At 34.6% G+C, this 10628-nt stretch carries 13 protein-coding genes and 1 pseudogene; 10 read left to right on the top strand and 4 right to left on the bottom strand.

What is annotated here, in order from left to right; translation table 11 throughout:
* Together lepB and AC1DSL_RS13825 are read right to left on the bottom strand one after the other, a co-directional pair.
* Positions 1-578 (bottom strand): signal peptidase I (gene lepB, locus AC1DSL_RS13830; RefSeq protein ID WP_477532611.1); only part of this gene is annotated, 578 nt, incomplete at its 3' end.
* Between the two features lie 115 nt (positions 579-693).
* Positions 694-906, bottom strand: a pseudogene (locus AC1DSL_RS13825) (insertion element protein); the annotation flags it as partial.
* Positions 907-1075: 169 nt separating this feature from the next.
* Here AC1DSL_RS13825 and AC1DSL_RS13820 point away from each other — a divergent pair.
* The 3 genes from AC1DSL_RS13820 to AC1DSL_RS13810 all read left to right on the top strand — a co-directional run bounded on the left by AC1DSL_RS13820 (position 1076) and on the right by AC1DSL_RS13810 (position 2972).
* Positions 1076-1507: a hypothetical protein gene (locus AC1DSL_RS13820; protein ID WP_477532610.1), complete on the top strand. Its 432-nt coding sequence runs from the start codon at positions 1076-1078 to the stop codon at positions 1505-1507.
* A gap of 316 nt (positions 1508-1823) precedes the next feature.
* A complete protein-coding gene (locus tag AC1DSL_RS13815; RefSeq protein WP_477532609.1) occupies positions 1824-2066 on the top strand; it encodes a hypothetical protein in 243 nt (80 codons plus the stop codon).
* Positions 2067-2192: 126 nt separating this feature from the next.
* A complete protein-coding gene (locus AC1DSL_RS13810) occupies positions 2193-2972 on the top strand; it encodes a DUF7683 domain-containing protein (protein WP_477532608.1) in 780 nt (259 codons plus the stop codon).
* 406 nt (positions 2973-3378) lie between these two features.
* Here AC1DSL_RS13810 and yeiL read toward each other — a convergent pair whose 3' ends face one another.
* On the bottom strand, positions 3379-4050 hold the full coding sequence (yeiL, locus tag AC1DSL_RS13805; RefSeq protein ID WP_477532607.1) for a transcriptional regulator YeiL: 672 nt from the start codon (positions 4048-4050) through the stop codon (positions 3379-3381).
* A 77-nt stretch (positions 4051-4127) separates the two neighbouring features.
* On the opposite strand from yeiL, the gene AC1DSL_RS13800 reads away from it, so the two are divergent.
* From AC1DSL_RS13800 to AC1DSL_RS13775, 6 genes are all read left to right on the top strand, one after another.
* Positions 4128-4829 (top strand): YjjG family noncanonical pyrimidine nucleotidase, encoded by a 702-nt coding sequence (locus tag AC1DSL_RS13800; protein ID WP_477532606.1) that lies wholly within the window; start codon positions 4128-4130, stop codon positions 4827-4829.
* Entirely contained in the window at positions 4826-5455 is a 630-nt protein-coding gene (locus tag AC1DSL_RS13795) for a YczE/YyaS/YitT family protein (protein WP_477532605.1), read from the top strand. Before AC1DSL_RS13800 ends, AC1DSL_RS13795 begins: the two co-directional genes overlap by 4 nt.
* A gap of 309 nt (positions 5456-5764) precedes the next feature.
* Positions 5765-6271 (top strand): hypothetical protein, encoded by a 507-nt coding sequence (locus AC1DSL_RS13790; RefSeq protein WP_477532604.1) that lies wholly within the window; start codon positions 5765-5767, stop codon positions 6269-6271.
* A gap of 76 nt (positions 6272-6347) precedes the next feature.
* Positions 6348-6614: a CPCC family cysteine-rich protein gene (locus AC1DSL_RS13785; protein WP_477532603.1), complete on the top strand. Its 267-nt coding sequence runs from the start codon at positions 6348-6350 to the stop codon at positions 6612-6614.
* A 169-nt stretch (positions 6615-6783) separates the two neighbouring features.
* Positions 6784-7278: a hypothetical protein gene (locus AC1DSL_RS13780; protein ID WP_477532602.1), complete on the top strand. Its 495-nt coding sequence runs from the start codon at positions 6784-6786 to the stop codon at positions 7276-7278.
* Positions 7279-7525: 247 nt separating this feature from the next.
* Complete coding sequence (locus AC1DSL_RS13775) at positions 7526-8101, top strand: dihydrofolate reductase family protein (RefSeq protein ID WP_477532601.1); 576 nt, start codon at positions 7526-7528, stop codon at positions 8099-8101.
* Positions 8102-8429: 328 nt separating this feature from the next.
* On the opposite strand, the gene AC1DSL_RS13770 is transcribed toward AC1DSL_RS13775, so the two are convergent.
* Positions 8430-9011: a TetR/AcrR family transcriptional regulator gene (locus AC1DSL_RS13770; RefSeq protein ID WP_477532600.1), complete on the bottom strand. Its 582-nt coding sequence runs from the start codon at positions 9009-9011 to the stop codon at positions 8430-8432.
* A gap of 348 nt (positions 9012-9359) precedes the next feature.
* Between AC1DSL_RS13770 and AC1DSL_RS13765 the strand changes: the two genes are divergently transcribed.
* Complete coding sequence (locus AC1DSL_RS13765; RefSeq protein WP_477532612.1) at positions 9360-10583, top strand: MFS transporter; 1224 nt, start codon at positions 9360-9362, stop codon at positions 10581-10583.
* The last annotated feature ends 45 nt before the right edge of the window (positions 10584-10628 follow it).

Raw genomic sequence — 10628 nt, 5'->3', positions numbered from 1 at the left:
CCTCTAGCTCCGTTGTCAGATAAAACAAATACGGTATTCTCCTCAACTTTAACAGGATTCATAGTAGTAGCAAAATATTCTCTATGATTTTCATCATTTACTCTATTGGGTGGTTTCACTTTTTCGAAATATTCCTTTTCATTCATTCCTCTCTGTAATAATTTGGAATAGAAAGTATCCAGTTTTTTATCGTCGATGAAGACTTGCCCATCTTTTATTTCAACGGTTTCACCTGGTAACCCAACTACTCTCGAAATGTAATACTCGGGCATATTGAAATCAGGATTTGTTTCTATTGTGAAGTCCGGTGATTTGAAGTAAATAACATCTCCGCGTTTAATTTCCTTGTCATCAGGATCAACGACTAAACGGGGATGAGCCAATGTTTCATAATCGTGATCACCTCTATCCATATTGTCGGAATACCATTCCAATAACAATGAATTTTCAAGAGGTTCTACCAATTCGACTTCTGGTTTTGTATCATTGTCTGTAATCGTATCCACTTCATTCGAAGCAGCCTCTGGTGAACACGCAGWTAATAATACTGCCGCACCAATCAGTAAATATTTTTTCACTTACATCATCTCCTTTACTTATATTATACCAGTATTATCCATTTGAACCTTAAAAATAAAGAATATTCTGTGAACAATAATAAGTAAAAAATGCTGAACTCTAATCAGCGTTTTTTTAACGTTTATATATAATATCTTCCCAAGAATACACTTTATCAGTGATTCCTAATCGTTGAGCAGGTGTCATTTTAACTCCATTTGTTTTAGTAGCCTTACAGAAGTTATAATACGTTCTTAAAATCGTTACCGACATTTGAGCGTATCTCGGATTAAAGTTGGCGTAAATATAGGATTTCCCGTCACCTCTTGAAGTAACAAGGGGTCTTTCGCAGATTAGTTTAACAAGAAGGCTTTTTCGGAATGCCATTGAATAAGTTAATATATGTAAATTATTAAACAATAGGGGTGCTTTACTTCAAGTCGAGGTTGGCACTTTTTTATTGAACTAACGGGGCAGATTAATTCAATATAAATTAAAAGGAATTGGAGTGAGGACTTTGTTAATTAGGAAAATTGTTTCTGCTTTAACTGCTGGTATAATTATGACTATTATTTATTCAGCATTTGAAGAATTAGGGATGGGTCTCTTTTTAGGGATATACCTACTACCGATTCTAATAATATATGGAACACCTTCCTCAATATTTTCTGATTTAATTACCAAAAGATTAAGAGGTTTTAGTCGAATGTTTATGGCTTTCATTATTCATGTATTTATGGGTGCATTATTAGTAATAATTCCAACACTACTGTCGGAGCATGAAAGAGATATACTTATCAGTTTATTGAATAATTTCTTCTTTGTTAGCGCGGTTTTATCTGCTTTCATTTTTTGGTTCATTGATGAATTAATTAGAAGTGATAAATGTATAAAAATATGGGGTAAATTTGTGGCAGTTCTAAATAAGATTGGTGACTTAAGAATATAAAAACTCTATTTATATATCGGGTTATTCAACTAACGTGGTGCTTTAGTTGAAGAATCGGCTGCCTTTACAAGGTGGCTTCTTCTTATGGATATGAAGTTGATTTACTTCCTAATTGTGGTGTTATGTCAACCTGGGGTGTATAAGTGATACAATCCAGGTGAGTAAGTGAATCAATGTTTTTACGGACGGATTATCTAGTTTCTTGTTCAACTAACGGGCAGGTTAGTTGAAGAAAAAGGTATGTTTAGAAGTCTGGAGAAGTAGTTAATAAAAACAAAGATATTAACTAGGTAAAAGTAGAAAGAGAGGCAGATGTATGGGGATTTTATTTGCTGTAATATTTGGCTTGTCACTAATGTTTTCAGTCATCCTTTTGATTTATACAGTGATTGTTCGTAGCTGGAAAAGTTTTATAGGTTTAGGTATTGCTACATTACCAATTTCCTTATACTCTTTATCAGGAGAACCACCAATACAATTTGTTGGGCTTCTTTCAATATTTTGTTTTGCCATAGCATTGCTAATATTTTTACTAAAAAAGAGGGAAACAGTTTTTTAATTTAACTTGTTCAACTAACGGGTGCTTTTGTTAAAGATCGTGGAGTTGCTTTGGCAGCTCTTTTTTCTTATTAAACTAACGGGGCAGGTTAGTTGAATAAGGGGATACTAAAATAAGGGGGATACAATGTCAAATCAAATAAATTATCAGTGGAGAATCACAAAATACAATCCTGATTTTAGAGATGAGGATGGAACCTACACATTAGAAAAAGAATGGACTTGTCCCTCTGAAATTGGAAAAACAATATATGGAAAAGAATTCACTTTAGGTGAGTATCTCCGTGTTGAGGCAGCATATGTAAATACCGTAATGACAATTTTAAGTGAATGCGAACTAAATACATTGAGAGTTTTACAATTAACAGAAATTTATGTTTCACCAGAAGATAGAACTTCCGTATTGTACGAAAGAGAATTTGATGAATTGGATTTACAGGAAGATAAAATAGTGAATACAAATGAAATTCGTACAATTTGTACAATGGTATTAAGAAATTTTCTAAGTTGTCAGTTGTATTCGAAAGACAAATTATTTGTACATTTTGGTTGGGATTATTATATGTATATTGGTTCAAGCGTAAACTGCCCATCATCAATCAAATTTGCAAAAGATAACGGACTTTTCGTGGAGGAAACTATGTCACCGTACTATTTCTCTGATGAAGAAACAACTAGGATAGTCCAATGGAATGAAAAAAATGATGAGATTAAATTAATTGTAGGAGAGGAAGAACTTACTGGAATTCCTTTAAAGGAATTTCGTAAAATATTTAATTTATCAGAAGATCATCCAGTAATAGGTTCATTTGATATTACAACTAAACAAGCTATATCCATTCAAAAATTTATGAAAAATATGATGGACTTCTCAAAATTTGAATATGAATTTTGGGGCGGTTACTAAATAAACTTCAGAAAATGCTTGTTCAACTAACGGGTGCTTTAGTGGAAGAAAAAAAATAGGAAAGGTCGATTTCTTATAAGAGAAATCGATCTTTTTAAGTTAAATTCAACCTTTGTCTCCCTAATACACATGAACGACATCTACTCGTTCATGGCTAACTTCTTTTGTGACGATTGCTGCAGCTTTCAACTTGGAATAGTCTTTTTCTATTTATTGCCTTACTCGATCTTGGACGTAATTGTAGCGCCCAAACTTTCAAACGCAAAAAAGGCCTCGACCCGAATTATAATCACAGTAAAACAAGCACTGTGCCTCAATCGGTCCAAAGACCTCCATTTGTCATAACCGCCAGTTTCCCGCACGGGTTCGGCACTTGTTTATATTTCAATTTATCAAATCAACATAATTAATCCTTTTTTAAACTCATTCTTTCTAACTTTTCTTCATCAATGATAATGTATTTCCTACCTTTTTTTTCTAATAACCCGTCTTCGTGGAATTGGTTAAGTGTGTATAATAAATGTCGATAGCTTACCCCCATGTATTCTGCTGTTTCGGTATGTTTCTCTTGAAAGCAACCATCGTTTTCTATTTGAAGAATATATTTCGCTAATCGATTTTTGAATTCATAATCCTGCATATCTGTGTAATGATCCGTTCTTTTAAGTAATTTATTACCTAAATATTTTGATAAATTAAAGAGAAAAAGATTGTCATTTAACAGATGCTCTTTCGATGAAGCCAATGGAACCGCTAAGCAAGTGCAGTCGTTTATAGCCACAACATCTTTTAAATTCTCTTCCACCTCAATCAACGATAATTCACCAATAAAATMATCTTTCTTTAGAAACTGAATCAGCGCACGTTTTCCATTTTCGTGTACTATATATATTTTTGCCCGCCCATCCAATAATAAAAATAAGTACTGAATATCTTCATCAAAGCGCACTATATATTCATTAGAAGAAAACTTACAAATAAAAGCCTGATGTAACACAGCTTTCGGAAAAGTTTCTTGAATATCATTATATATATCTACAAAATTTTCAGCGTAATCCTCCAAATTGATTTTTTCCACTTTATCACCTCAATATGAGATATCTCCTATTATCATATTCTTATTTTCGATATATTACTACCCAGAGGTGAATAGGAATGAACAAATACAAACATATTATTTTTGACTTAGATGACACAATCCTTGATTTTCAAGATTCAGAAGAAAAGGCTTTAATACAAATTATTACACGATACGAGTTGCCTTATAACAAACAAATCATTGCAAGTTATAAGCGCATTAATGAGAGATTATGGCATGAGTTAGAGAAAGGCTTGATTACTCGTGAACAAGTGCTGACAACGCGTTTTTCACTTTTTTTGAAGGAATTTCATATAGATGAAAACGGAGCAAAAGTTGAAGCTTTGTACCGTGAGTATTTAAACCAAGGACATAAGACCGTTATCCATGCACATGAATTATTAAATGCTTTAAGTAAGCAAGATTATAAATTATATATTGGAACAAACGGTGTAGGAAAGACTCAAAGAAAAAGATTAAGAGATGCCATGCTAGAAGGATATTTTGAACAACTTTTTATCTCCGAAGAAATGGGTTATGAAAAACCGAATCCCCATTTTTTTTACTATATTTTTGATGCCCTGAATATAAGCCGAAAAGAAGAATTATTAATGATAGGTGATCGTTTAACATCGGACATTCAAGGAGCTATCAATGTCGGAATTGATTGTGTATGGTTTAACCCTAAGCGAAACATGCCTAAATCAGGTTCACCTAAGAGCACATATACGATACCAAATTTAATGCAAATAATGGACTTATTAGAGGAACAATCATGAAAAAAGTAATTCAATCGATTCTACTCTATATAGTAAGCGCTATTGGTATAAGTATTACATTAAAGGCGGGTATTGGAGTAAGTGGTTTTAATGCGATGAATTTATCCATCTCTGAATGGACTTCCATAAAAGTTGGCACAATTACATTCATTGCAAATCTCATTTTTCTAATCGTTTATATTTGCCTAAGCGAAAAAAAGGATTTTAGAAAATTTACTTTGATGTTCATTTCCATCTTGTTCTTTGGAATGGTTATTAATTTTTTCCTCTATACTATTTTCGGTACGATTCATATAGAGAATTATTTAGTAAGAGTCGGACTATTTATTTTCGGTGTGATACTAGCCGGTGGAACAACAGGCATTATTTTATCATTAGATATTATTCCTTTTCCAATTGAAAGTTTATGTTTACGAATAGCCGAATTAACAAAACTCACTTTCTCTCAATACAGATATAGTGTCGATTTATTCTCAATTCTTCTTTCAATAACAATATCACTACTATACAATTTACAATTCAATATTCGAGAAGGAACGATTATCAGCTTCTTCTTTTTATCCGGCATTATTTCTTATACACGTTTGAAATTTGAAAACTATCAGCTGAAACCAAAAACTCAATAAAAAGCAAGACTAAAAACTTTAGGGTTCAAGGTGAAGTTTTAATAATGAAATCTGCTTTTTCGTTGTTCAACTCCCACGAAAATAAAAGAACTCTTATTATTGATAATATCGACCCGTTTTGCACACATTTTTATCCTCTGTGGTGTAGCGCTGATTTTGCACTACATGTATGGCTAACGGGTGCTTTACTTGAGGATCATTGAGCTGATAAAACGGCTCTTTTTCTTATTAAACTAAAGGGGCAGTTTAGTTGAACAAGCAACGATAAAATATACGCAGTTAGCTTGGATAAAAGGTAGGAAGAGAATTGTGTTGAAGCAAAAAAGAGGAAAGATTAACGAAATAGTATTCAATAATACTGCTTACTATAAGGGAAGATATAGATATTACCCGACCATTACAGATTTAAAGGGTATATTAGAAGAAATTATTAATTGTGATTCAACTACCGATTACATTAGGATTATACCGTTCTATAGGAATGAAGAATTGAATCACCAAATGGAATTCGAAGAATATATGTTTTATATAGAATGCAGGGATTGGTTTGATGAAAAGATTCAAGAGATACACATCTTAGATTGTCTTAATCCAGTAGATACCCCTAGAGCACTTAATGATGTGAAATTAGGTGCCATACTATATCCTTTATGTAAAAATAACGATGTTGTTTCATTTCAAAAGGCACTTGAAAAATATAAGGACTCTTTAAGAGAGATTCTACTTAGGATGATGGAAATAGCAAAATCAGAAATGGAATTAAAAGAAGAACATTTGCCATTTGGATATTTTTGCTTTGAAATTCATAGTGGATAATATGATCTTCAACTAACGGAGTAGGTTAGTTGAAGTAAAAAGAGTGGCCAAATAGATAAAGTATTGGGGTGCCTTTATGAAAAATACTTGTCCTTGTTGTGGATATAAAACTCTATATTCTAAGACTCGAGGTTCTTATGATATATGTAAAATTTGCTTTTGGGAAGATGATTTAGTGCAATTCGATGACCCCGATTTTGAAGGCGGGGCAAATGACGTTTCATTAAGACAAGCACAACAAAACTACATTAAGTTCGGGGCTTGCCAAGAAGACTGTATTGAATTTGTGAGAAAGCTAAATAAGAAAGATGTAAAAGATCCTAATTGGAAATCGTTGATTTAGAGTGAGGTTATTAAGTTAACGGGTACTTTAATTGAAGATCATCGGGCTGCTTAAGCAGATTTTTTTCTTATTGAACTAACGGGGCAGGTTAGCTCAATAAGAATAGTGGTCGTAATAATCTAAAAGTCGAAAAGAATGTATAACCAAATACAACACAAGGAGAGGTAATTTGAAAAAAATAAGAGAAGCAACAAAAGAAGATATGATAGATATTTATATGATGGGCTTTGATGTTTGGGGAGATGATATGCCAGTCGAAGAATATATAACAATGTGTCAGGATTCAAGTAAGTATAAGAAGGGGAAATGGTACGTTCTTGAAGCAACAGATACAAAGGAATTATTAAGTTCTCTCATCGTATATAAACTTAACCCTTCAGAAGACTTAATCGTAAAAGGGATAGGATCAATCGCGACACCTGCAAATTCAAGAAAAAATGGATATGCTTTTTTATTAGTCAAAGAAACAATGAACAAATTAGAACAGGAAGAAAACTGTAACAACTTTTTCCTGTATAGTGATATTGGGACAGACTTTTATAATAGATTAGACTTTATTGTTCTGCCTAATGAAAGTCAAAAATATAAAGACAGTATTTGTATGTACTACTCAAAAGAAAATGATATCGACTCTATATCATTTGATATCCCCAATTACTTTTAAGGGACATCACCATCTTGTGTGGGATATCGTTGATAACAGTATTGACGAGTAAATTGCAGGATTTATTATCAAATTTATTATGTACACTTATTCAACTAACGGGTGCTTTAGTTAAAGATCATCGGGCTGATTGTCAGCCATTTTCTTCTTGAACTAACGGGGCAGGTTAGTTAATTTACAATTAAAGGAGTTTAAACTTGTTTTAAAGAATTAATTAAGCAATTCATTTTCATGGAGGAATGATTGAATGGCTAAATTGATTTATCATGTTGCAGTTTCACTAGACAATTTTATTGCAGACCAAGGTATGTTAGATGGGAATATTAACAATTCTCTCTTCTTATTTGAAGGAGATCATGTATCAGACTTTTTATCAGATATTCAGCAATATGATGCGGTGTTGATGGGCAGAAAAACATATGAGTTTGGATTTCAATTCGGTGCTAAACCGGGTGAACCTGGCTATAAGGGCTTAAAACATTATATATTCTCAAACTCCATTCAGTTTGAATCGAACGAGGAAGTAGATCTTATCAAGGGAAATGCTATAGCTTTTATTGAAAATCTAAAACAGCAAGGGAACGGTAAACTGTGGCTATGCGGGGGAGGAGAATTGGCTGGGTCGTTGCTAAAACATAAACTCATTGATCAATTAGTGCTGAAGGTTAATCCAGTTATTATTGGTGAAGGTATATCTCTATTCGGCAGCGTAAAGCCATGTCATAAATTAGATTTAGTGGAAATGAAACAGTATTCTAGCGGAGTTATTAAACCCACTTACAATATTATTTATACTTCGGAAAATCCCGGTGAACCCCTGTAATGCATTTATTAAACTAAATTTCCCTTCCAATTGTAGAACTAACGGGGCAGTTTAGTTGAAAAACTAATTTTGGGAGACGTATCGTTTTTACTCTTTGCGGGGAAGAAAATGAAATAAAAAAAGGCTGTAACAATTGCCAATCGGCGGTGAAGTAACAGCTAGATGGACTACTTCAGGTAAGAAAATCCATGATGTAAACAAAAACTCTCTCTTTTTTAAGAGGGAGTTTTTTCGTTTACGTTTGAATTAGAAGAGAAGAATGAAATTAAAAGTTTTAGAAGTATATAAATTTTTGATCATATAACCAGACAAATAAAGCATTTCCGAGCTACTTAAGCATTGTAAGTATCTCTTTTATTGCATTATCAACAAATGATCGTTTTGGACGAGATTTCATAATTACGGTTAGCCCAATTAACGATACGATTAGCGCCTGTGCTAAGGCCTTCGCGTTTACATCGGTCTCGAGTTCACCTGATTGTATACCTCGTTCAATGGTTTCTTGAAATATGATTGAAAGGTACATTTGATGTTCCCTTGTAAGAATTTCAAATTTCTCATCATGAGGCGCAAGTTCGACCATCGTATTAATGCAAAAGCATCCTCTACTTCGACTTTCTGTGTATTCCTCAGCAACCACTTCTTCAAAAAAAGTGCAAAATGCTTCTTTTACTGATGGAAAGTTTTGAAATCTGGTTCGGATATCAGAAGCATGGGACATCGTGTATTTGCGTAGAGCGGCTTCGAACAAATCTTTTTTACCCCCAAAGGTAGAGTAAATACTGGGTCGTTGAATTCCCATTCTGGTAGTTAAATCACTTAATGAGGTTGCTTCATATCCCTTCTCCCAGAATAGTTGCATAGCTGCATCTAATACTCTTTCTTCGTCAAATTCGCGGGTTCGTCCCATAGTCAAAACCTCTCGTTACTCTTGATTTTTTTATGTTTAATTATATCTATCATATGAAACTGTCAATTGCCTTTAATTACGTACCGAACAGTATGTTATAAATATATATTTTTCACTTAATATTGTCAAATGTAGGCTAGTTAAACCTAACATGGGATTTCCGAATACAAAGACGTGATTACACGAAATATAATTTGTGCTTTGACATAATTAGTTTCTGGGAGTTATATTTACCAAGCAATATAACATACTGTTCGGTACGTTATATTTCTCCGTATCTAAAATTAATGGAAAAAAGGGGTGTACAAATTGGAGGGAATTAAAGAAAAAATAGCAGTCAATGCAGAGATAAAAGCGAATTCGACTCGGGGAGCATTTATCTCATCTGATTCAGTCCGTGTCTCTTCCATGTCTCGTAAAGTGTCATTATTATTTGCGGCTGCCTGTGGGATGTCAGTCGCCAACATCTACTTCGCACAGCCGCTACTAGATCAGCTGTCGAGTGAATTTGGTATCGACCATTCCATCATTGGAATTGTTATTACCATCACTCAAATCTTTTATGGATTAGGATTGCTGCTGTTAGTGCCGCTTGGTGATTTGCTGAACCAGCGCTTCTTGATTATCGGCCAGATGTTATTATCCGTAATAGTCTTGGTTATAGTTGGTACTGCTTCCACCAGCACGATACTATTTGCAGGAATGGCTTTAGTGGGACTTCTTGCGGTCGTAACTCAGACTCTTGTGGCGTTTGCAGCATCTATGGCTGCTCCTGCCGAACGAGGACGTGTCGTTGGTATTGTAACAAGCGGGATTGTAATCGGCATATTACTTGCGCGGTCCTTTGCAGGAATATTAACGGATGTTGCGGGTTGGCGTTCCGTATATCTAGTCTCTGCTGCACTAATGCTTTTTATGGTGTGTATGTTTTTTAGGGTATTGCCCAATGTTGAGCGAGAGGTAAAGTCATTGTCCTATCCTAAGTTGATTAGATCGGTGCTTATATTGTTTAAACAAGAACGCATCTTACGCATCCGCTCTGTTCTTGCCCTGCTGATTTTTGCTGATTTCAGCATTTTGTGGACTTCACTCGTACTGCCCCTTAGCACTCCGCCATTTTCTCTTTCGCATAGCGCAATTGGAGCACTTGGTCTTGTAGGAGTGGCTGGGGCTTTATCTGCAGCTCGAGCAGGGAAGCTAGCTGATCGGGGTTACGGACAGAGAACGACGGGCATTGCTTTGATTCTATTGTTGATTTCATGGTTTTTCATCAGCTATACAGAGCAGTCTCTATTCGCATTAGTTATAGGTATTGTTCTGCTTGACTTGGCTGTACAAGCCATACATGTTACTAATCAAACTATGATTCTTCCATTGCGACCGGAGGCACGTAGTCGGCTAACTGCCGGGTACATGGTGTTTTATTCTATCGGCAGTGCTAGCGGTTCAATTGCTTCTACCCAAATGTATGCGAATTATGGTTGGGAAGGAGTATGCTTGCTCGGGGCGTCAGTTAGTGCTTTAGCTCTTCTATTTTGGGCAATGACTAGGCGCGATACGGCTTCCGTCTGAGAAAAGACGTTAGCTTTCGGTATTTACAGGTATGCTCCGCATGTA

Source organism: Paenisporosarcina sp. P4_D4 (assembly GCF_056401835.1).
Note: the sequence above shows the minus strand (reverse complement) of the source record. Positions and strands in the feature narration are given on the sequence as shown.